Here is a 20672-nt window from a genome sequence, read left to right on the forward strand (position 1 = left end):
AGTCCGACGGCAGGACCTAGCTGCGTGCGCGGCTGAGGACCGTGCGTACGCCATAGGCCGCGGCTCCGGCCGCAGTCACCGCGGTGCCGGAGACGACCGAGGCCGACGGCAGGGCGAAGGCGAGGAGCAGACAGCCTGCCAGGCCGGCGCCGGGCACGATGCGGGGCGGGCGGCCTTCGTTCGCGGTGAGCGTCCAGGCAGCGGCGTTGGCGATGGCGTAGTAGGCGAGGACACCGAAGGAGGAGAAGCCGATCGCCCCTCGGACGTCGGTCGTGGCGGCAAGGACCGCAACCACGGCGCCGACGGCGGCCTCCGCCCGGTGAGGGACTTTGAAGCGGGGGTGCACCGTGGCCAGGACGTGCGGCAGGTGGCGCTCGCGGGCCATGGCCAGGGTGGTGCGTGAGACACCGAGGATGAGCGCGAGGAGGGAGCCGAGTGCGGCGACGGCCGCACCGGCCCGCACCACCGGCGCGAGGCCGGGGACGCCCGCCGCGCGTGCGGCCTCGGCCAATGGGGCCGCGGTATGGGCGAGGCGGTCAGGGCCCAGGACGGCCAGCACCGTGACGGCGACGGCTGCGTAGACGAGCAGCGTGATGGCCAGCGCGAGCGGGATCGCGCGGCGGATGGTGCGATGCGGGTCGCGTACCTCCTCGCCGAGGGTGGCGATCCGCGCGTATCCGGCGAACGCGAAGAACAGCAGACCGGCCGCCTGCAGAACTCCTCCGACAGTGGCGTCCGCGCCGATGGCCAGGCGCCCGGCATCGGCGGTTCCGCCGCCGATACAGGCGGTGACCACCGCCGCGAGTACCGCCAGGACGAACGCGACGATCACCCGGGTCAGCCAGGCGGACTTGTGCAGACCGGTGTAGTTGAGCGCGGTCAGTGCCACCACCGCCGCGACGGCAACCGCGTGTGTCTGGCCAGGCCACACGTAGGAGCCCACGGTGAGCGACATTGCCGCACAGGAAGCTGTCTTGCCGACGACGAAGCCCCAGCCTGCGAGATAACCCCAGAAGTCACCGAGGCGTTCACGGCCGTACACATAGGTGCCACCGGACTCCGGGTAGCGACCGGCCAGCCGGGCGGAGGACGTCGCGTTGCAGTACGCGACCACCGCAGCCAGCCCCAGGCCGAGCAGCAGCCCGGACCCGGCGGCCGCGGCGGCAGGCGCCGGTGCGGCGAAAATGCCGGCGCCGATCATCGAACCCAGGCCGATGACCACGGCGTCGAAGACGCTCAGACGGCGCTTCAGCTCGTCCGTTCCCGCCGACGCTGTCGACGTGTTCATCGCTCACTCCCAGCCGGGTGCCCCGCACGAGCAGGTTCCGCGATCCGTACGTATGCAGAGTTTCGCGGGCACGGTAGCCCAGCAAGGTGTCCGGACGGTGCGGTGTGCGACGGGACGGGGTGCGACGGGACGGGGAAACCCTGCGGGGGTATCCTCGGGCGCGTACCGCAGGACCCGTACGACCGAGAATTCGAGGCAGCCGTGGACCGCAGGCGGACGCGCACACCGGGAGTGTCCCGGCTGCTCGTGCTGTGTGCAGTCCTGTGCGGGCTGTTCCTCATGCACGGGGCCCCGGCGAGCGCCGCCGAGGGCTGCCACGGCGCAATGGCCGTGATCTCGAGCGCGCCTGTGTCCACGACGACGGGTACCGGCCACACAGCCTTGACGGATGAGCACGGCACCGCCGAGGCGGCCGCCGCCATGCCCGGGATGAACGGCGAGTCGTGCGTATCCATCCACGCCCGCGACCGCCTGCTGCCGCTCCTCATGGCGCTGGGCCTCGTGGTCCTGGCCGTATGGGTGCTCGGGAGGCGACGTACGGCGGTGCGCGGGCCGGCACGGCGGGGTCCGCCGTTCGCCGGCAGGGATCTACTGCTCCAGGTGTGCATCGCGCGGACGTGACAGGTGTCTGCCGGCTCCCGGCCATCGGGCCGGACCAGCCGGACGATCCTGCCCCTTTCGCGTGCCACGGACGTGGCGCATCCACCTGGAAAGAACGTGTGATGTCCGCTTCTCTGTCTTCCCCTGCCCGCCGCCGCGCGCTCGCGGCCGCCGGCATCGTCGCCTCACTCGCTCTGACGCTGGCGGCCTGCGGCTCCTCCGAAGGATCCAAGACCGACGGCTCGTCCATGCCCGGCATGGACCACGGTTCCGCCGGCGCCTCCGCGCCTGCCACCGCCGGCAGCGCGTTCAACGACGCGGACGTGAAGTTCGCGCAGCAGATGATCCCGCACCACCGGCAGGCCATCGAGATGGCGAGGCTGGCCGACGGCCGCGCCGCCGACCCCGAGATCAAGGAGCTGGCCGCCGCGATCGAGAAGGCCCAGGACCCCGAGATCAACACCATGAAGGGCTGGCTGACGTCCTGGGGCAAGCTGCTGCCCTCGGCCTCGTCCTCGATGGGGGACATGCCCGGCATGGACCACGGCTCGGACGGTTCGGGAATGCCCGGGATGATGTCCGACAAGGAGATGAGCGACCTCGAAGCCGCCAAGGGCAAGGACTTCGACAAGAAGTTCGCCCGGCTCATGATCGGCCACCATGAGGGCGCGGTCACCATGGCCGAGGACGAGCAGAAGAACGGCAGCAACGCCGACGCGAAGAAGCTCGCCGGAGCCGTAATCACGGCCCAGACGGCCGAGATCGAGAAGATGAACAAGATCATCGCCAGGCTCTGACCCTTGGCAGGGGGTGCGGGTCTTCGCCATGCTGAGGGCCCGCACCCCCTCCCGTACGTCCGAGGGGCCGGACAAGCCCGGGCTCTCGGACGTACGCGGCCGCTCAGTCCGCTTCCGGTGTTGCGAGCAGGTCGCCCACCTCCTCCGCGGTGGTGTCCCGGAGCTCCTCCGCGACGAGCAGCCAGCGGGTGATGCCGACCGATTCGAGGAACGGCAGGTCGTGGCTGGCGATCAGCAGCGCACCCTCGTAGGACTCAAGCGCGCTGGTCAGCTGGCGCACGCTGGCGATGTCGAGATTGTTGGTCGGCTCGTCCAGCATCAGCAGCTGCGGGGCCGGTGCGGCGAGCATCGTCGCCGCGAGCGCGGCACGGAAGCGTTCCCCGCCCGAGAGGGTGCCGGCCGGCTGGTCCGCGCGTTTCCCCTGGAACAGGAAGCGCGCGAGCTGTGAGCGGATGTGGTTGTCCGCGACCCCGGGAGCCATGCGGGTGACGTTCGCCGCGACGCTCAGCTCCTCGTCCAGCACATCCAGCCGCTGTGGAAGGAACCGCAGTGGTACGAACGTCCTGGCCTCGCCGGACAGCGGAGCCAGCTCGCCGGTGAGGGTGCGCAGCAGCGTTGTCTTGCCGGCGCCGTTGCGCCCGACGAGCGCGATCCGTTCGGGCCCGTTTACATGGAGGTTGCCCTCGTGCAGCCGGCCGAACCGGGGACGCAGTTCGTGCAGGCTCAGCACGGTGCGTCCGGTGGGAACGGCGGTGTGGGGAAGGCTCACCCGGATCTCGGCGTCGTTACGGATCGCCTCCGCGGCCTCTTCGCGGCGCTCGCGCGCCTCGCTCAGCCGGTCCTCCTGGAGGCCGCGAAGCTTGCCCGCCGACTCCTGCGCGGACCGCTTCCGCGCACCGGCGAGGATCTTCGGGAGCCGCCGCTCGGCCTCGATCTTCCTGCCGTGCCGCTGGCGGCGCGCCAGTTTCACATGGGTCTCCTCCAGCTCGCGCTTCTGCCGGCGTACGTCGGCCTCGGCGGCCCGCAACATCCGCCCGGCGGCTTCCTGTTCGGTGGCCAGGGCTTCTTCGTAGGCGGACCAGCCGCCTCCGTACCAGTTCACAGATCCGGAGCGCAGTTCGGCGATGCGGTCCACGCGCTCCAGCAGTTCGAGGTCGTGGCTCACCACGACGAGGACACCGGAGCGCCAGGAGTCGATGGCCTCGTAGAGCCTGCGGCGAGCGAACACATCGAGGTTGTTGGTCGGTTCGTCCAGCAGGAGAACGTCGGGATGCTCCAGCAGCAGTGCGGCCAGGCGCAGCAGGACGGTCTCCCCGCCGGACATCTGGCCCACGGTGCGGTCCAGTTCGACATCGCCGAGTCCGAGTGACCCCAGTGTCGCGAGGGCTCGTTCCTCGACGTCCCAGTCATCGCCGATCGTCTCGAAGTGTTCCTCGTCCACATCCCCGCCTTCGATGGCGCGCAGCGCATTGCGCCGTCCGGCGATGCCCAGGGCCTCGTCCACACGCAGCCCCGTGTCGAGGGTGATGTTCTGAGGGAGGTGGGCGAGGCTGCCGCCGACGGTCACCGAGCCCTGGGACGGGCGCAGTTGGCCGGCCAGCAGTCGCAGCAGTGTCGACTTGCCGGCGCCGTTGGTCCCGACGAGACCGGTGCGGCCGCGGCTGATGCTGAGGGAGAGTCCGTCGAAGACGGTCGTGCCGTCCGGCCACTGGAAGGACAGGGCGGAGCAGGTGAGAGAGGCGCTGGGCGCGGTGGGTGTAGCCATGGTGATCCTCGCAGTCGCAAGCGCGGTGAATGGGGGCTTCGTATGCGAGCACCACGCAGCGACCGAACCGAGAGGGAGGTGCGGCGGTCCGAAAGACAGAGGGACGGCTCATGCACCGAGGTCGCATCCACGCGGGGTCACGGGCAGGACTGAACACTGCCATTGCGTGACGGGCGTACGGCTGGAGCCGTACGGCGCGATGATCGCGAACCTCAGATGCGCAACGTCCACCTCTATCGGAGACAACAGGGCCGTTGAAAACGATAACGACCCGGAGGGCGAAAGGCAAAGCCTCGGTGCCGTCCGGGGGGTGCGGCGAAGCGGCCCGCGGGCCGCTTCGCCGGGAGGCCGGAGGTCGTGGAGCACTGGCGGGTGCGATCGACCCGAGAGGCATCCAGAGCGCATGCAAATGTTCAAGTATGGGCGATTTGCTTAGAAGTGATCCCTTGGTTAATAAAGAGGCATTTAGAGAGAGTTGCGACCCTTGGGCGCTGGACGAATTGCCCCTTTTGGGGACCTCGTGGTGTGAGTCACTTGCAGAGTTCAAGATGCCGCGGCGCGCTGCCCGGTGCCCTTATGTGCAAGGAAATCTTGCTTCGCGGTGTGAGGTGGGTTACTGCCAATTTCGCGGTTCGATCTTGCAAATGAATTGTGATCCAAAAATAGGGGCTTGTCCCTTTCGGCGTTTCTCGCCTACGGTCACCGGCAATCCGGACGGAACGCCGAATCCTGCCGCCGTCCGGCAATCCGACCAACTCGTGTACGGCAGGAGCGGAGAACCCAGGTAAGCCGCCGATCCGGTATCCGGAACGGCTCGGGGTGAAGCCGCATTCGCGTGCGGCCGGACATCTCCAGTCCGAACCCGACAGCTCACCTCGTAGGCGACGGAGAGGAATTCGCTATGTCTGCAACGGGTAACCACCGTCGTCGTAAGTCCACTTCGCTGACCCGCGGTCTCATTGCCGTGACCACGGGCGGAGCCGCTCTCGTGCTTCCGCTGGTCGGTGCCGGCTTCGCCTCGGCCGCGCCGGCGCAGTCCGCCACCGCCGAAAAGGCTGCGGCATCGACCGTCGCCACCGCCAAGGGAAAGACCGCGCAGAAGGACGCGCCCACCATCTATTCCGTGATCGCGGGCGATACCCTTGCCAAGATCGCGCGGGAGCATTCGCTCAGCGGTGGCTGGCAGAAGCTGTACGAGGACAATCGAGAGATCGTCGGCGACAACCCCGCAGGTATTCGCCCGGGCATGAAGCTGACAATCGGTGTGCAGGCCGAGTCCAAGACTGCCGCACCGGCCGCGAAGCCCGCGACGTACACGAACGATCTGGACGGCTGGATCAAGGAGTCGCTGGCCGTCATGGCCAAGCACAGCATCCCCGGCAGCTACGACGGAATCCATCGCAACGTCATGCGCGAGTCCTCCGGCAACCCCCTGGCCATCAACAACTGGGACTCGAACGCCGCCAAGGGCACGCCGTCCAAGGGCCTCCTCCAGATCATCGACCCCACGTTCCGCGCCTACCACGTGCCCGGTACGCCGATGGACAGCTACGACCCGATCGCCAACATCACCGCAGCGTGCAACTACGCCGCCGACAGGTACGGATCCATCGACAACGTGTTCGGGGCCTACTGACGCGCAGCAGCGCCGATGGCGGTTCAGCACCGACGGGTGGCGAGGGGCCGAACGGGCCCCTCGGGAGGGACCATGCCCGCCGGTCACGGACCGCCTTTCGGTCGCTCACCCGCGGACAGCATGCGGAGGCGACGCTAGACGGCGAGCCGGCGGGAACCGGGAACCGTCACATGGCCGGCGAGCCAGGAGAGCAGGGGTTCCAACTCCTCCGCCGCTCGGAGCACGGAGTCGAGCAACGCCGACGTGTGCTGCGCGCAGTCCCCGCCGAGCGGACGGGCAGCGGAGACCGAGCGGTACCGGAGCAGGTGGGCACGGGGATGACCGGCGTCGTGGCCGCGCGGCATGCGCTTCATGGTGTCGCCGGCGATCTCGTACCCCTGAGCCCCCAGCGCCTCGATGGCGCGCACCAGCTCGGGGCCACTGCCCTGCGCGGCAACGGCCGTACGGAACAACGGGACCTGTCCCGGGTCCGGGTAGGTCCAGCCGCCCTTGATCCGGAGCCCGTCGAGGTCGAAGCGGAGACCGATCTCGACGTTGCGTGCGATCCGGATCACCGCCACTTGGTGCTGCCACCACCACGGGTCCTTGCGGAAACCCCAGACGGAGAAGTCTTCGTAGGCCTGGTCCGCGTCGGCTATATCGTTCAGCAACGCGATCATGGGCTGCCGTACGAGACGCTCCCGTTCCTTGCGGCGCTTCTCGCGGGCTTCTTGCGAGGGCATGCCCTCCAACTGCAGGAGTAGCTCGAACGCTTGCTCTGTCCAGCCGCTGAATGCTCTTGTCACGCAAGGGATCCTAGTGATCCAGGACTTGAGGGTGGGTGCGCACCAGGCTCTGAGCCGAAGCCGTGCCCTGCTCGCCGGCTGGGTCTCATGCGCGGCCTCCGGCCTGACCGGCACCGTCACGGTCACCTACACCGACGGAACCAGCAGCGCACTCCCGATCACCGTTCCCGACTGGAGCGCCACGAACGTCCCGAAGGTAACGGTGATCGCGGCCGACGGAGGCAAGGTCAACGGCAGCGGCCGGGCACAGGGCACACGTACCGCAAAGCTCTACACGATCGGTGTGGACATCGACTCGTCCAGACAACTCGCGTCGATCACGCTGCCGTCCGGGCCTCAATACATGGGCTCCAAGACACCGGCACTCCATGTCTTCGCCGTCGCCACGGACCGCCACACCGCCTGAACCGGGCTGCCACCCGGTGATCCGGACCGCAGCGCCCGGCGCGCGGCCGCCGACGTAGCCCTCACTCCTGGGCGCTCTGCGTCGGTCGCTCCGGCTTCTGTGGCGGAGGGCTCGGAACCGTGGCCGCGGCTCCCTCCCGGACGGACTTCACCACCGCCTCATGAAGGCGCCGGCTGTCGTCCTCCGAGTAGCACGGCACCGGGCTGCCCGACATGGTGAACCAGTCGATCGCACCCGTGTACTGCACAGTGACCTGGGCCGTGTCATCGGCCCAGGTCGTGTGAACGGTCAGGTCTCCGGACAGGACTCCGACCTCGTCCGTGAGCACGCCACCGTGCCCGGAGAAAACGCCGCGAGTCGTCCATGACGCCCAAGCCATGTCTCCAGGCTGGCATCAAGACCGTGGATGCGCGACCCGCGGCCATCCGCGCATCGCGGCGCTCGGGGACACCCGCACCCTTCCGGAATCTGGAATGGGCGAAATTTTGCACCGGATCCTGCTGCGGTTCCCGCACCCCCCGATCCCCATAGAATGACGCGCTCTTAACGCCAAATCGTCAGATCTGCTTGCCGAAACAACGAATTCCGAAGGTGAGCACCTCTTGACCTGCGGAACTCGTCAGGATTGCATGTCGCGCTGGGAGCGACGAAACCACTCACCACGTCCTCGTCTGGAGGCGATACCGCTCCCGCGCTCATACACCGCACCTGTTGATCGGAATCGCACGATGACCGAAACGCTCAGCGCTCCCCAGGCGCTCGCCCCCGCGACCGGCCCCACTCCACAGAAGCTCAAGCGTTCCATCGGCGTCGTGGGCGGGACGCTGCTCACACTCTCCTGTGTGACGCCCGCTTCGACGCTCTTCGTGGTCGTACCCGACCTGTTCTCCAGCCTGGGCACGTACACCGCCCTCACGATCGCCATCGGCTCGCTGCTCTGTATTGCGGTCGCCTTCTGCTACTCGGAGCTGGGCACCCTCATACCGAGCGCGGGAGGTGAGTACGCCATGGTGTCGACCATGGCGGGACGGCTGGCCGGGTGGCTCGTCTTCGTGCTCTCCCTGCTGGTCGTGATGATCGTGCCCCCGGTCATCGCCATGGGAACGGCCGACTATCTCGCTCCCGTCGTGCACATTCCGGCTCCCGCCGCGGGCGCCGGGGTCATGGTCCTCGCCACCCTCGCCGGTCTCCTGGACCTGCGCGCCAACGCGTGGATCACCGGGATCTTCCTTGTCCTCGAAGTGATCGCGGCGGGCGTCGTCGCCGTTCTCGGTTTCGCGCACTCCGAGCGCGGGGCCTCCGCGCTGGTGCACGGGTCGGTCGCCTCGTCGGGCAGCACGACCTCCACGGTCACCGCGATGATGGTGGTCTCCGGGCTCGCGATCGCTCTCTTCATCACCCAGGGCTTCTCCACGGCCGTCTACCTCTCGGAGGAACTGGAGAACCCGCGGCGCAACGTGGCCCGCACCGTGCTTGCCACCCTCGCCATCTCCACCGCGGTCATCCTCGTCCCGGTCATCGCCATCACGCTGGGCGCCCCGGACCTCGCGGCCCTGACCTCGGGCGACCTCAACACCATGGTCGCCGCCTGGTCGAACTCGGCCGTCGGTACCTTCGTCAGCCTCTGCGTGGCTCTCGCGATCATCAACGCGGGCATCGTCATGGTCATCCAGAACTCACGGGTCCTGTTCGCCTCCGCCCGTGACAAGGCGTGGCCCGAGCCGATAAACAACGCCCTGTCCCGACTTGGCCGGTTCGGCTCTCCGTGGGTGGCGACCCTGGTCGTCGGCGTCCCCGGCGCGGCGCTCTGCTTCGTCAACCTCGACACCCTGTACGGCGTCACCGGCGTCTCCGTCACCGGCATGTACCTGCTGGTCGCGGTCGCCGCACTGCTCTGCCGCCGCGGCACGCACCGCGAGGCACCGGCCTGGCGCATGCCCCTGTGGCCTGCGATTCCCGTACTGCTCATCGCCGTGCTGGCGTACATCCTGACCCAGCAGGAGACCGAGTACCTGCTGTGGACCGGCGGGATCACAGCGGTCGCCACGCTCTACTGGGCGCTGTATCTGAGGCCCCGCCGGGAGACCCGCTGGTTGGTCAGTATTCCGGAGGACGCACAGTCCTGACCGGATGACCGGTACCCGCGACGCGCATCCCGCACTCTGTCCGGCCCGCTGAGCCGTCACCCCGGATAGGCCGGGGCGACGGCGGAGGTCATCAGCCGGCGGGCCGCACCGGTGCCGTCGGCCGGGACGGCCCACAGGTCCGAGCCGTAGTCGCCGGGGAGGGCGTGGACGAGAGTGGAGTCGTCCGCCCACACCGCCTGGTCGTCGATGTTGCGCTGCTCGGCGGTCGCGGTCTGTGACATGCGGCGCAGATGGAGCACATACAGCCGCCACGGGGCGTCGGGCGAGGCTCCCGGGACGCGCTTCTTGTAGGCGATGCGGGTGCCGTCCGGCGAGAGCGAAGGGCGTTCGACGTTCCCGTGCAGGGTGGTGAGGGTGCGGGCGGTGACGTCACCCCGGACGAGGTAGGTCCGGCCGTGGGTCGCCAGGGTGGCGTGGAAGCGGGTGCCGTCCGGCGAACGTGACACCCCAGATGTTGATGTCCGAGGCGCGGTAGGGCCTGCCGTCCTTGGTGACGGTGTACCTCTCCAGGTCGTCGTCGATCGCCCAGGTGCGGTGTCGACGATGGCGGTGCGGGTGGAGAAGTCGGTCCCCGCGTAGGAGGCCCCGTTGACGAGGACCGTCCGGGCGACCAGATGGCCGGACGGTGTGACCCGGGCGCGGGTGGGAATACCGGCTGCCGGGAAGCGGTGCAGTTCGTGGAGGCGCGAGTCGAGTACGACGGCCCGACAGGTGTCCTGAAGCGCGCCGTGCCGGCCCCACAGAAAGATGCCGGTACCGGCGGCCGCGTGGAAGCGCAGGCATGTGACGCCGAACAACAGCACAGGCTTGCAGAGCGCGGACAGACCATAACCGATGCCCGCCACCGACGTGTGCCTGCGGCCGCCATCCCGGTCGGCGAGGCGACCGCCCAAGAGCCGTACCAGGGCGCCGACGCCGTTGTCGATGCCGTCCAGCACACCGAAGCCGAGCGGCGAAAGACCGAGGACGGTGACCACGTACAGCGGCAGGACAGCGGTGACCATCTCCGAGGAGATGCCCGTGATCAGGCTGACGGCGCCGAGAGCAAGGACAGTGCCGGGTGCCGCGGCCGGCCGCCGCCCCGGACGGGTGTCCGGGGCGGCGGTTTGGGCGCTGCGGGAGTCTGCGAGATACACAGATGTCAGTTCCAGATGCCGGAGATGTCGGACGCCGAGGCCGCGTTGCCGGCGTGCGTCGTCAGGCCGGCCAGGTCCTCCAGGGTGCGGAGCACGTTGTAGTGGTTGTAGGTGGCACCGCTGGAGCTGCCGGGGGTGACGTGCTGACCGTAGAAGACGGTGGGGACGCGGTTCCCCGACAGCTTGTTGTCCTCGTCGAACGTGACGATCAGGAGGCTGTTGTGGGTCTTGGCCCAGTCGGCATAGGCGCCCAGCTTGTTCTTGATCCACGTGTCACCGGTGGAGACCGGGCAGTCGTGCATGTCGCTGCACAGGTTCGGCACGACCCACGAGACCTTCGGCAGGGTGGTGAAGTCGGCCGGGAACTGCGTCATGGTCTTCGCCGTGCTGGTCGGCACATTGGAGAAACCGAACCAGGGGTTGTGCTCCTGGGCGTAGTCACCGCTGCTGCAGACGGTCGAACCCTGGCTGGGCAGCGTCTCGTTGTAGCTCGCCCAGGTCTTTCCGGCGGCGATCAGTTCGGAGGCGAGATTGGGCGAGGACAGGGAACCGGCGCGCACGCAACTGTCGTCGGTGCGGCCCTGGCCGGAGCCGGAGAACAGCATGTAGTAGTTCGGCTCGCTGGGGTGGGTCAGCCCGAAGGACTGGGTGAGGTCGGCGCCACCCGCCTTGAGAGTGTTGTTGATGTACGGGGCGTCGGAGGCGCCGATCACCTGGGTGTAGGCGTGGTTCTCCATCACCACGACCACCACATGATCGGGGGCCGGGAGGCCGGCGGCCTGTGCGGTGGAACCGGTGGTGGCCCAGAGACCGATCGAGGCGGCGGCGAGAGCCACGGCCCCGGCCGGCGCGGTGAGGGAGCGTCGGCTGCGCCTGGACGCCTGGACTGCGGTCATGACTGTTCTCCGGACAGAAGTGACGAGCACACGGGTGTGGGGCGCCGTAACCCCAGGAGCCACCGGGTGGACTCGGCCGCGTGCCGTGCGTGAAGAGCAGGCGATTCTCTTCCCACCATTGTGCCGCGCGGTGGGCGGACCACGCAGCGGCCCGATCACTCTGCCCACCCAGGGGCCCGATCGCCTGACCGGGAACGGTCTGTCGGCCCGGCGACGAAGCCCGCACCCCCATGGACCATCAAGGTGGGACCAGGACATCGCCACATCGTCGGAGTACGGGAGCCGGAGCGAGATGAGTGTCGAGCGGGTGGGAGTCGTTGTCCACCAGGGACGCCCCGAGGCCATTGCCGCGGCACGCGTCGTACGCGACTGGTGTGCGGGCGAAGCCGTTCCGTGCACGGACATCGACGTGTGGCGCGGTGACGCACGCCGGCGTGGCGGACGGGAGGAGGCCGATGTCGCGGGTAACCCCGATCTCATCGTGACGCTCGGAGGCGACGGCACATTTCTGCGCGGCGCCAGGATCGCGGCCAAGAACCACGCCGCCGTCCTCGGGATCGACCTGGGCCGGGTCGGCTTCCTGACCGAGGTGCCGGCCGAGGACGTCGTCCGGGCGCTCGACGCCGTCCACCACGGACGGGCGGACGTCGAGGAGCGCATGACGCTGACGATGAGGGCCTCCCGCGTACTCGAAGTGCCCAAGGACATCGACGCCCTGATGGGCTACGGACGACGCCCGATGCTGCCTCCTCCCCATGTCGACCTGGAGGCGGAGGCCGCGGCGGAGGACTGGGGCGTGGCGCTGGATGTCACGGCCCTCAACGACGTCGTCGTGGAGAAGCTCGCGCGCGACCGGCAGGTGAGTCTCGGCGTCTATATCGGCGGCCGGCTCCTCGCCTCGTACTCGGCCGACGCCGTCATCATGGCCACCCCCACCGGGTCGACCGCCTACAGCTTCGCCGCAGGCGGTCCGGTGGTCTCACCACGAATGGACGCCGTCCTCTTCACACCCGTCGCAGCGCATATGACCTTCAACCGCACAGTGGTCGTCGCGCCGGACGAACCGGTCGCGGTGCGGGTCCTGCCCCATTCGGGGCAGGGCGCGGTCACGATCGACGGCCAGCTGCGCGGCGTACTGGGCGCCGGAGACTGGCTCGGGGTGTACGCGGCCCCGCGTCGTCTGCGCGTCATCAGGCTCGGCCCGCACGATTTCTACGGGCGGCTGCGCACCCGGCTTCGCCTCACAGACGCTCCGGCCACGGCCGCCGACGGGGAGAGCGCGCCCCTGTTCCGTCCCGACGGCCCAATCCCGCACGACCTGGCCCATCTCCATTTCTCCCCGGCGGACAGGGACGAGGCAGCCGGTGGTTGACCGGGCGGGGGAGAGCCGCAGGCTGAAGAATCGGAAAGGAAGAGCCGACACGTCGTACGACAAAGGAGTTCACATGCCCAGCAGTGCCGACCTCCCTGCCGCCACCGGAGTGACGGTGCCCGACACCAAGCTGGCCGCCGAGGCCACCGAGCTGGTGCGTGACGCGACCGACGACCTGATCTACCACCATTCCCGCCGGGTCTACTTCTTCGGCAGCCTGCAGGGGCAGAACAGGGGGCTGAGCGTCGACCCGGAGCTTCTCTACGTCGGAGCCATGTTCCATGACCTGGGCCTCAACGAGGAGTTCCGCGGGAGCGGGCGCCGGTTCGAGGTGGACAGCGCCGACGAAGCACGGAGGTTTCTGCAGAGCCACGGCGTGCCCGAGGACAGCATCCGCCGTGTCTGGACGGCGATCGCGCTCCACACGACGCCGGGAATTCCACAGTTCATGGAACCCGAGGTCGCGCTGGTGACCGCGGGGGTGGAGTACGACGTGCTCGGCATCGGGTACGCCGACATCAGCGACGCGGACCGCGCGTCGATCGTTTCCCTCCATCCCCGCCCCGACTTCAAACAGCGCATCCTCCGGGCCTTCACCGAAGGCATCGAAGCCAAGCCGGACACCACTTTCGGCAATGTGAAGGCCGATGTACTGGAGCGTTACGTACCCGGCTTCAAGCGGGGCAACTTCGTGGACACCATCCTGGATTCCCCCTGGCAGGAGTGAGGCTCCCGCAGGGCACGCAAGTCGGTGGACGCCTTCGTCCGGGCGCACCATGATGGGCGGTTTGAGCTGTGGCTCTTCGTGGCGAACGCAGGCCACGGCAGCCACCGGGTGGGGTGGTGTCCGCGACGATCTGACCGTCACCGACAATGTCGTCCTGCCCGCGCGCCTCGCGGGTATGGCACGTGGCGAGGCCGACCGCCGGACGGCGGAACTCCTGGAACTGCTGGGCATCGAACGGCACGCCCGCGGCTACCCGGGGCGGTTGTCCGGCGGCGAGCGGCAGCGCGTCGCGGTGGCCCGGGCGTTGATGAGCCGGCCGGCGCTGCTCCTGGCCGACGAGCCGACCGGAGCCCTGGACACGGCCGCCGGACAGGACGTCAGCAGGCGACTCACCGGCCTCGACACCGAGGGACAGACCATCGTCGTGGTCACCTACGACCTGGCCTTGGCCCGGTCGTGCACGAACCGAACGGTCCGGATCGCCGACGGCCGGATCACCGAAGACGTCCGGTCGCAGGCCGTCGCCTCCGAGCCGTTGCCGCAGCCGGTCGCCCTGGGCCTGGCCCGGCCCTTCGCGCGGCCCGCCCGCGCGCTGGCCATGGGCACGGCGATCCTGTTCGGCGCCATCGCCGTCACGTTCACCGTGGGGATGGGCGCCTCGCTCGGCCAGGTGATGAAAGCCAAGGCCCACGACGCCGCCGATGTCGTCGTGCCCGCGCCCTTGCCGGACTTCGGACCCCAAGGCCCCGGCCCCGAGAAGCAGCCCGAGGCCGATCCCGCTGCAGTCGCCGCGGCCATCGGGGCCGCCGCCGGAACCGGGAAGTACTACAGCGCCGCGACGGTACGGGCGACCGTGTCCGGCCTGACCGGCACCATCGACGTGATCGCCTTCACCGGCGACGCCTCCCGGGGCGGCTACACGATGGTCTCGGGCCGCTGGATCGACAGGCCCGGCGAGGCCGTGGTCCCCACCCCCTTCCTGGCCGCCACCGGCACCCGCATCGGCGACACCGTCACCCTGAACGGTCTGGTCGAGCCGGTCACGGTCCGGATCGTCGTTGAGGTCCTCGACCCCCGTAACGACGGCATGCAGGTCTTCACCGACGCCTTTACCCTCACGGCCGCACATCCCGACCTGACGGAGACGAGCCATCACATCGCGGTCACGTCAGGCACCGACGTGACCGGCTACGTCGACGCGCTGAACAAGGACCTGGCACCGTTGGGGACCACCGCTCGGGCCGGCGGGCTCGACGCCGGCGGCGACATGGTCGTCACGCTCAACGCGCTGTCCGTGATCCTCACGCTGATGCTCGTCGCCGTCGCCGCGCTCGGCGTGCTCAACGGCGTGCTGCTCGATACCCGCGAGCGCGTCCGGGAGCCCGGTGTCCACAAGGCGCTCGGCATGCCCCCCCGCAGACCATCGCGGTGGTCATCACCTCGGTCGTCGTGACCGGACTGGCCGCGGGCACTCTGGATGTGCCGCTCGGCGTGGACCTGCACGGCTGGGCCATCCCCGCGATGGGCGACAGCGTGGGGCTCCGCCTCCCCGGTTCCGTCATCGCCGTCTACCACGGGGCCGAACTGCTCCCGCTCGCACTCGGCGCCCTGCTCATCGCCACCCTGGGTGCGCTCCTGCCCGGCGGCTGGGCCGCCAGGGCCCGAACCGCCACGGCCCTGCGCACCGAATAGGAGGTCAGGTTCAGAGCTCGTGCCTCCGCCCCCCACCGCAAGGAGCGGTGGGGGGCGGTTGGCTGGTTCCCTCCAACTGGCGCGGGACGCGGGAGTTCCGGGCAGGCGTACCCCTGATCCGCCACGGAGCGCCATTTGCGGGGTGGCGGCAGCCGTACGGGAACAGGGCCTGCTTGCTTAGTGGTGCAACCGGTGGGCTGTCGGAAGCGTCGTGTGCAGGCAGTACGACCGCACGAGCAGGAAGGCAGGAAATCTTGAAATCAAGCAGGGGCGTGTCACGCCGTGCAGTGCTCGCCGGTGGCCTGGGGGCGGCGCTGGTCGCTGTTCCCATGTCATCGGCCGCGGAGACCCTCGGCCCGGGGAGCGAGGCGGTGCGGAAGTTGCGCGACCTCGAACGGGAGCATGCCGCTCGGCTGGGTGTGTTCGGGTGGAACACGGTGACAGGCAGGAGCGTCCTCCACCGGGAGGAAGAACGCTTCCCCATGTGTTCGACGTTCAAGACGTTAGCCGTCGGGGCCGTCCTCAGGGACCTCGACCACGACGGGACGTTTCTTACGAAAGTCATTCACTACACGAAGCAGGACATCAAGAGGTCGGGAGGCGCGCCGGTGACCGGTCTGCCCGAGAATCTTGCGCATGGGATGACAGTTGAGGATCTGTGCGGCGCGGCCATCTCGTACAGCGACAACACTGCAGCGAACCTCCTGATGGAAAGGCTCTGCGGACCGACGTCCGTCACTCGCTTCTGCCGGTCGGTCGGAGACTCGGTGACCCGGCTCGACCGCTGGGAGCCGGAGCTGAACTCGGCGGAACCAGGGCGTGTGACCGACACCACCAGCCCTCGCGCCATTGGGAAGACCTACGCGCAGCTCGTCCTCGGGGGCGCGCTGGAGGCGGGGGACCGCAAGAGGTTGACCGGGTGGTTGCTGGCCAATACGACCGGCGGCAAACGCCTGCGCGCCGGCCTCCACGAGGACTGGTCCGTCGGCGACAAGACCGGCACCGGCAGCTACGGCACCGCGAACGACGTGGGCATCGTCTGGCCGCCCGGCCAAGGGCCGATCGTGATGGCTGTTCTGTCCACCAAGCACGACGCCGACTCCGAGGCGGACGACCTTTTGATCGCCAATGCAGCCGCCATCCTGGCAGCCGCCCTCAACTGACGTGCGGCGCGGCTGTACGGTCGGGGCCGTCGGGCCGGCAGCCCCGCTCTGTCGGCGCAGCGCGCGGTTCCTGGCCCCTTGTGGGACGCTCAACTCAGCCACACCACCAGGGGTGCCCTCCCTGTGGCCGGGGAGTGCGCTCAACCTGCCTGTCACCGTGAAGGTAGCCTCTCCTGATGCGCATCGGGATCGTTGGCACCGAGAACACTCATGTCGACCACATCATCGGCCACCTCAACGTCCATGAGGCGGGCGGCGACGCCCGCGTCGTGGCTCTCAGTGGCGGGCGCAGTCGGCGCAACGACACGCTGGCGTCAACCGGAGGGATAGAAAAGATCGTCGACGAGCCCACCGGCCTGCTCGGACTGGTGGACGCCGTCATCGTCGCCGACCGGCACGGCGCGCACCACCGCGACCAGGCGACCCCCTTCCTGGCCGAGGGGCTTCCGGTGTTCGTCGACAAGCCGCTGGCCTGTACCGTCGAGGACGCCCAGGCCATGATCGACACCGCGCTCGCCCATGACGCGCCGCTCACGTCATCCTCGGCGCTCCGCTGGATTCCCGACACCGACGCGCTGGTGGCCCGGACGGCGCGGGGCGGGCAACCGCATGTGGTCGTCACGTCCGGACCTGCCGATCCCGACGGCGAGTACGGCGGGATCTTCTTCTACGGCATCCACCCGGTGGACGTAGCTCTCCGACTCGCCCCTGGTGAGATCTCCGACGTACGCACGGACACCACCGACACCGCAGTCACCGTGTCATTCACCGCGGGCGGCACCCGTGTCCTTGTCAACTTTGTCAAGCCGAACGACACGCACCAGATCCCCTTCCACGGAATGGCGCTCACTCAGGACACCGTGGTCGAGCAGACTCTCACCCTCGACGCCCACTACTGCGTGCCGGGTCTCGAAGCGTTCCTGGAGATGGCCCGTACGGGCAGGCCACCGATCGGCTATGGGGACTTGCTGCGCCCCATCGAGGTCCTGGAGTCCGTCGCCACGGCCCTGCGTACGCAGTCGGCCGACCCGGGGGTGAGGTGACGCATCTCGGTCCACCTGGATCTCGGCGGTCGCAGGGACGTCTGACGAGCTCCCTCTGTCCACCGACCGGTGGACATCCGGTTCAACCGGTAGGGGCTGCCGTCGGATTGGTCCTGCGGACCAGCTTGTGAGGCATGAGAAACCTCAATCGCCCCGTACGCATGGCTCGTTGGAGCGCCAGGCATCCGTGGCGCGCGATCACCGGCTGGTTCGTCCTCGTCGTTCCGTGTCTCGGCGTCGGGATGGCCGTCGGCAGCAACGCGGCCACCACCGAGGACTTCTGGGTGGGGGAGGCGGGGCACGCCGAATCGATGGCGACCGAAGGCGGGCTGCAGCGCCGGCCCACCGAGCACGTGATGATCTCCTCCCGGTCCGGCCCACTGGACACGGCGGCGGCCGCTTCCGCGGGCCGCGATCTCACAGGCCGAACTGGGCAGGTGGGCACGGACATCCGCTGTTCGCCCGGATCGCCGAGCCGACGGTACACACCTCGGCCGACGGGCGGATCAGTGTCCTTGAGCCGGCCGTGCCCTACCCAGCGCCCTCCGACCGGGCGATCGCGTCACTGGACCACCTCCGTGAGAAGTATCTGCCCGAAACCGTAGGGAAGCTGCCCGGTGTGGACACGGCGGTCAGCGGCGATGTGGCCTGCGGCCAGGACTACGTGGAGCACGAGAACAGCAAACTGCCGCTCGTCATCGGGTTGCTGCTGCTGTTGACCTTCGAGATGACCGTCGCGGCCTTCCGATCGGTGATGATCGGCCTGATCGGCGTCGCCCTCAACCTGATGTCCGCGGCCGCCGCACTCGGAGCACTGATCGCGGACTTCCAAGGAACCTGGGCCGAAGTCCTGCTGGGCTTCGACGCCCTCGACGCGATCGCATCGTGCGTACCGCTCTTTCTCTTCGTGATCCTCTTCGGCCTGTCGCCCGCTCCGGGCCAGGGTGCTGATCCTGACCACGTACGAGACCGATGCGGACATCGAGCGCGGCGTGGAGGCGGGAGCAACCGGCTACCTTCTCAAGGACGCAACCCGCGACCAACTCGTCGAAGCGATCCACTCGGCCTCCCGGGGCGAGACCGTCCTCGCCCCGCGCGTCGCTCAACGGCTGGTGGCCAGAATGCGGCAGCCCGCGCCCGTGACACTCACCCCGCGCGAGTCGGAGGTGCTCGACGCGGTGGCCGACGGACTGTCCAACGCGGAGATCGGCCGACGCCTGTTCATCGGGGAGGCCACGGTGAAGACCCACCTCCTGCGGATATTCGCCAAGCTCGGCGTCAGTGACCGCACACGCGCGGTGGTTGTCGCCATGAACGGCGGCCTCCTCCAACGGCGTTAGACCCAGCCCCGGGGCACTGCCTCGGGGGTCCCACGGCCCCTCCCCGGATTCGCGCCACCCATCCAGTCCTCGAAGGTGCAACATCGGCACCGCTGACATGTGGGTAAGGACCGACGGGTTCCCCTGCCGGGCTCCGGCACCAGACGCTCAACCACCAACACGCTGCCGGTCTACCGAGACCTCCTGCTGAGATGATCTCTGACACGGTCGCCGCTCTGGATCCGGCGTTTATGAGCCATGGCAGACCCGATTACGTCCCGCGAGTCCGGCCGTCCGATCACGGGGCCCGCACAGCGCTGTGGGCTTGTTGCATCGTCAGGACCGGGGCCGAAGCCACGCTGTCGTCCTGGCGGAGGCGAGCGGGAACCCGACCGGCAGGGAAGGCCGTTCCGGCCCGGGCGGCCTTTCCCAGGTCTTTCCGGCCCGCGCCGACCAATCGAAGGGTTCTCGCCCGGAAAAGGGGGAGCTATAAAGTCCCAATAGATTATTACTATTACTAGTAACCCACTTGATGAAAGGTCGAATTATTCCCATTCCGCCCGGCTGGTCCGCCTGGTTCATTGAAAATTGGACCGGATGGCGAACATTGCCCTGACAGTCCGGCACATCAAGACGAGGCTTGAATCAGACGGTTGAGGGCGCCGGAAAGGGAAATGCAAACAGGGCGGGGCCACCCGGCGGCCCCGCTCGGGTTCGCCGGGTCCGTAAGGCGGTTCACATCAGTTTCCAGGTACGAATTCTTCAATGCGTGACAACTGACGTCCGAAGCGTCGGTCCAGCGCGCCCGCAGGAAGTCATCAGTTCTTCCTTGCGGTCTGTGCATTCTTCTGTACTGGTCCCTTCGTAAAGGTGCTGCGGATGGAAAATTGCGAACCACTGCCCGATGGTGATCCGGAGGAGGTTTCCGGTCCGGTGCAGCGGGAGAGTGCGCTCGTACTCTCGGCGCGCGTTGTTCTCCGCGTGCTGGCTTATCCGTTCCTGCTGGTGGCCACAGTTTCGGTTGCCGCGGCGGCGCTGTGTCTCGACTGGGATCCAGAGCGCGTGAGCCCGCTCTTCCTGGTCGGCACCATCGCCTACCTCACCGTTCTCGAACGTCTGATTCCGTATCAGCGCGCGTGGCACCCGAGCCCCAGCGAATGGCGTTGGTACGGCATCTACTTCCTGCTGACGATGGCGGCCAGCGCCCTGGCGCAATATGCGGTCACTGCGGCCGTCTCCGTGGTGACGCCCGACGAACCGGCACTCAATCTCTGGGTCGAAATACCCGCGGCCCTGCTGACCGGCTCGCTGGCCAGTTATCTCGTGCACCGACTGGGTCACGCCAACCCGATATTGTGGCGACTGCACGGTGTGCACCATGTGCCGCAGAAAGTCAACGTCGCCAATAACGGTGTCAATCACGTTCTCGACATCATCCTTGCGCAGGGGGCAGTGCAACTGGCTCTGGCGTTGGTCGGGTTCTCCCATGGTTCCGTCTTCGTCGTGGGTCTTTTCGTGGCTGCCCAGGGCTATTTCGTCCATGCCAACATCGACGTGCGAATCGGCCGACTCAATCATGTGCTCGCCAGTCCCGAACAACACCGCCTGCACCACAGCACCAAGCTGTCCGAGGCGGGCCACTACGGCTCGGATCTTTCGATCTGGGACCACCTCTTCGACAGCTATACCTGGCGGCCCGGCCGCGAGCCGAGCGCGGTCGGAATCGGCGATCCCGAGTCGTTCCCCCCTACCGGCGAAATCGCCACCACCCTTCTCCACCCCTGGCGCCGTGCGAAGAGGGCCGGCCCCGGTTCCGCCTGACCGCCTCCCTTCATCGGGAAACCGCACCGCCCTCCCGCATCCATGCCGTGCCGCTGCGCCACGACTTGAGGAGTACGAC

At 68.4% G+C, this 20672-nt stretch carries 17 protein-coding genes, 3 pseudogenes and 1 riboswitch; of the genes and pseudogenes, 14 read left to right on the forward strand and 6 right to left on the reverse strand.

The window, feature by feature from the left end:
• Positions 1 to 16: 16 nt before the first annotated feature.
• A complete protein-coding gene (locus ACIPEK_RS16690; RefSeq protein ID WP_401996290.1) occupies positions 17 to 1288 on the reverse strand; it encodes an APC family permease in 1272 nt (423 codons plus the stop codon).
• A gap of 201 nt (positions 1289 to 1489) precedes the next feature.
• On the opposite strand from ACIPEK_RS16690, the gene ACIPEK_RS16695 reads away from it, so the two are divergent.
• The gene (locus ACIPEK_RS16695) at positions 1490 to 1909 is read left to right on the forward strand and encodes a hypothetical protein (RefSeq protein ID WP_401996293.1); all 420 of its coding nucleotides are present in this window, start codon (positions 1490 to 1492) and stop codon (positions 1907 to 1909) included.
• 101 nt (positions 1910 to 2010) lie between these two features.
• On the forward strand, positions 2011 to 2685 hold the full coding sequence (locus tag ACIPEK_RS16700; RefSeq protein ID WP_401996296.1) for a DUF305 domain-containing protein: 675 nt from the start codon (positions 2011 to 2013) through the stop codon (positions 2683 to 2685).
• A gap of 103 nt (positions 2686 to 2788) precedes the next feature.
• Here the strand turns inward: ACIPEK_RS16700 and ACIPEK_RS16705 are convergent, their stop codons facing one another.
• Positions 2789 to 4450 (reverse strand): ABC-F family ATP-binding cassette domain-containing protein, encoded by a 1662-nt coding sequence (locus tag ACIPEK_RS16705; RefSeq protein ID WP_401996298.1) that lies wholly within the window; start codon positions 4448 to 4450, stop codon positions 2789 to 2791.
• 710 nt (positions 4451 to 5160) lie between these two features.
• Positions 5161 to 5347, forward strand: a riboswitch (cyclic di-AMP (ydaO/yuaA leader).
• Positions 5348 to 5351: 4 nt separating this feature from the next.
• Here ACIPEK_RS16705 and ACIPEK_RS16710 point away from each other — a divergent pair.
• The gene (locus ACIPEK_RS16710; RefSeq protein WP_401996301.1) at positions 5352 to 6086 is read left to right on the forward strand and encodes a transglycosylase SLT domain-containing protein; all 735 of its coding nucleotides are present in this window, start codon (positions 5352 to 5354) and stop codon (positions 6084 to 6086) included.
• Between the two features lie 134 nt (positions 6087 to 6220).
• Here ACIPEK_RS16710 and ACIPEK_RS16715 read toward each other — a convergent pair whose 3' ends face one another.
• Positions 6221 to 6871: a DUF2461 family protein gene (locus tag ACIPEK_RS16715; RefSeq protein WP_401996304.1), complete on the reverse strand. Its 651-nt coding sequence runs from the start codon at positions 6869 to 6871 to the stop codon at positions 6221 to 6223.
• A gap of 31 nt (positions 6872 to 6902) precedes the next feature.
• Here ACIPEK_RS16715 and ACIPEK_RS16720 point away from each other — a divergent pair, with 31 nt between their 5' ends.
• Positions 6903 to 7277 (forward strand): hypothetical protein, encoded by a 375-nt coding sequence (locus ACIPEK_RS16720; protein ID WP_401996307.1) that lies wholly within the window; start codon positions 6903 to 6905, stop codon positions 7275 to 7277.
• A 61-nt stretch (positions 7278 to 7338) separates the two neighbouring features.
• On the opposite strand, the gene ACIPEK_RS16725 is transcribed toward ACIPEK_RS16720, so the two are convergent.
• Entirely contained in the window at positions 7339 to 7656 is a 318-nt protein-coding gene (locus ACIPEK_RS16725) for a hypothetical protein (protein ID WP_401996310.1), read from the reverse strand.
• Positions 7657 to 8005: 349 nt separating this feature from the next.
• Here ACIPEK_RS16725 and ACIPEK_RS16730 point away from each other — a divergent pair, with 349 nt between their 5' ends.
• The gene (locus ACIPEK_RS16730) at positions 8006 to 9403 is read left to right on the forward strand and encodes an APC family permease (RefSeq protein ID WP_093897016.1); all 1398 of its coding nucleotides are present in this window, start codon (positions 8006 to 8008) and stop codon (positions 9401 to 9403) included.
• Between the two features lie 56 nt (positions 9404 to 9459).
• On the opposite strand, the gene ACIPEK_RS16735 is transcribed toward ACIPEK_RS16730, so the two are convergent.
• Both ACIPEK_RS16735 and ACIPEK_RS16740 read right to left on the reverse strand, forming a co-directional pair.
• On the reverse strand, positions 9460 to 10560 hold the full coding sequence (locus ACIPEK_RS16735) for a TolB-like translocation protein (protein WP_401996313.1): 1101 nt from the start codon (positions 10558 to 10560) through the stop codon (positions 9460 to 9462).
• A 5-nt stretch (positions 10561 to 10565) separates the two neighbouring features.
• Positions 10566 to 11456, reverse strand: coding sequence for an alkaline phosphatase family protein (locus tag ACIPEK_RS16740; RefSeq protein ID WP_401996316.1), 891 nt, complete (start codon positions 11454 to 11456; stop codon positions 10566 to 10568).
• A 292-nt stretch (positions 11457 to 11748) separates the two neighbouring features.
• Between ACIPEK_RS16740 and ACIPEK_RS16745 the strand changes: the two genes are divergently transcribed.
• The 9 genes and pseudogenes from ACIPEK_RS16745 (at position 11749) to ACIPEK_RS16785 (ending at position 20593) form a co-directional block, all read left to right on the forward strand.
• The gene (locus ACIPEK_RS16745; RefSeq protein WP_401996319.1) at positions 11749 to 12828 is read left to right on the forward strand and encodes an NAD(+)/NADH kinase; all 1080 of its coding nucleotides are present in this window, start codon (positions 11749 to 11751) and stop codon (positions 12826 to 12828) included.
• Between the two features lie 73 nt (positions 12829 to 12901).
• A complete protein-coding gene (locus ACIPEK_RS16750) occupies positions 12902 to 13555 on the forward strand; it encodes an HD domain-containing protein (RefSeq protein ID WP_401996322.1) in 654 nt (217 codons plus the stop codon).
• 124 nt (positions 13556 to 13679) lie between these two features.
• Positions 13680 to 14087 (forward strand): annotated as a pseudogene (locus ACIPEK_RS16755) (ABC transporter ATP-binding protein); the annotation flags it as partial.
• 896 nt (positions 14088 to 14983) lie between these two features.
• On the forward strand, positions 14984 to 15247 hold the full coding sequence (locus ACIPEK_RS16760) for a hypothetical protein (RefSeq protein WP_401996325.1): 264 nt from the start codon (positions 14984 to 14986) through the stop codon (positions 15245 to 15247).
• Positions 15248 to 15576: 329 nt separating this feature from the next.
• Positions 15577 to 16410, forward strand: a complete 834-nt coding sequence (gene bla, locus ACIPEK_RS16765; protein WP_383071883.1) for a class A beta-lactamase — start codon at positions 15577 to 15579, stop codon at positions 16408 to 16410.
• A 176-nt stretch (positions 16411 to 16586) separates the two neighbouring features.
• Positions 16587 to 17453: a Gfo/Idh/MocA family protein gene (locus ACIPEK_RS16770; protein WP_401996328.1), complete on the forward strand. Its 867-nt coding sequence runs from the start codon at positions 16587 to 16589 to the stop codon at positions 17451 to 17453.
• 390 nt (positions 17454 to 17843) lie between these two features.
• Positions 17844 to 18381: pseudogene (locus ACIPEK_RS16775) on the forward strand (MMPL family transporter); the annotation flags it as partial.
• A 7-nt stretch (positions 18382 to 18388) separates the two neighbouring features.
• A pseudogene (locus tag ACIPEK_RS16780) lies at positions 18389 to 18793 on the forward strand (LuxR C-terminal-related transcriptional regulator); the annotation flags it as partial.
• Between the two features lie 858 nt (positions 18794 to 19651).
• The gene (locus ACIPEK_RS16785) at positions 19652 to 20593 is read left to right on the forward strand and encodes a sterol desaturase family protein (protein WP_401996331.1); all 942 of its coding nucleotides are present in this window, start codon (positions 19652 to 19654) and stop codon (positions 20591 to 20593) included.
• Positions 20594 to 20672: the final 79 nt, after the last annotated feature.

Origin of the sequence: Streptomyces sp. NPDC088246 (assembly GCF_044741025.1) — a bacterium.
Taxonomy (GTDB): Bacteria; Actinomycetota; Actinomycetes; order Streptomycetales; family Streptomycetaceae; genus Streptomyces.

Excerpts from the sequence above, each read along its gene's own strand:
- ACIPEK_RS16690 (WP_401996290.1), bottom strand. The coding sequence starts at position 1,288 with ATGAACACGTCGACAGCGTCGGCGGGAACGGACGAGCTGAAGCGCCGT.
- ACIPEK_RS16700 (WP_401996296.1), top strand. The coding sequence starts at position 2,011 with ATGTCCGCTTCTCTGTCTTCCCCTGCCCGCCGCCGCGCGCTCGCGGCC.
- ACIPEK_RS16705 (WP_401996298.1), bottom strand. The coding sequence starts at position 4,450 with ATGGCTACACCCACCGCGCCCAGCGCCTCTCTCACCTGCTCCGCCCTG.
- ACIPEK_RS16710 (WP_401996301.1), top strand. The coding sequence starts at position 5,352 with ATGTCTGCAACGGGTAACCACCGTCGTCGTAAGTCCACTTCGCTGACC.
- ACIPEK_RS16725 (WP_401996310.1), bottom strand. The coding sequence starts at position 7,656 with ATGGCTTGGGCGTCATGGACGACTCGCGGCGTTTTCTCCGGGCACGGT.
- ACIPEK_RS16730 (WP_093897016.1), top strand. The coding sequence starts at position 8,006 with ATGACCGAAACGCTCAGCGCTCCCCAGGCGCTCGCCCCCGCGACCGGC.
- ACIPEK_RS16740 (WP_401996316.1), bottom strand. The coding sequence starts at position 11,456 with ATGACCGCAGTCCAGGCGTCCAGGCGCAGCCGACGCTCCCTCACCGCG.
- ACIPEK_RS16745 (WP_401996319.1), top strand. The coding sequence starts at position 11,749 with ATGAGTGTCGAGCGGGTGGGAGTCGTTGTCCACCAGGGACGCCCCGAG.
- ACIPEK_RS16750 (WP_401996322.1), top strand. The coding sequence starts at position 12,902 with ATGCCCAGCAGTGCCGACCTCCCTGCCGCCACCGGAGTGACGGTGCCC.
- bla (WP_383071883.1), top strand. The coding sequence starts at position 15,577 with ATGTCATCGGCCGCGGAGACCCTCGGCCCGGGGAGCGAGGCGGTGCGG.
- ACIPEK_RS16770 (WP_401996328.1), top strand. The coding sequence starts at position 16,587 with ATGCGCATCGGGATCGTTGGCACCGAGAACACTCATGTCGACCACATC.
- ACIPEK_RS16785 (WP_401996331.1), top strand. The coding sequence starts at position 19,652 with ATGGAAAATTGCGAACCACTGCCCGATGGTGATCCGGAGGAGGTTTCC.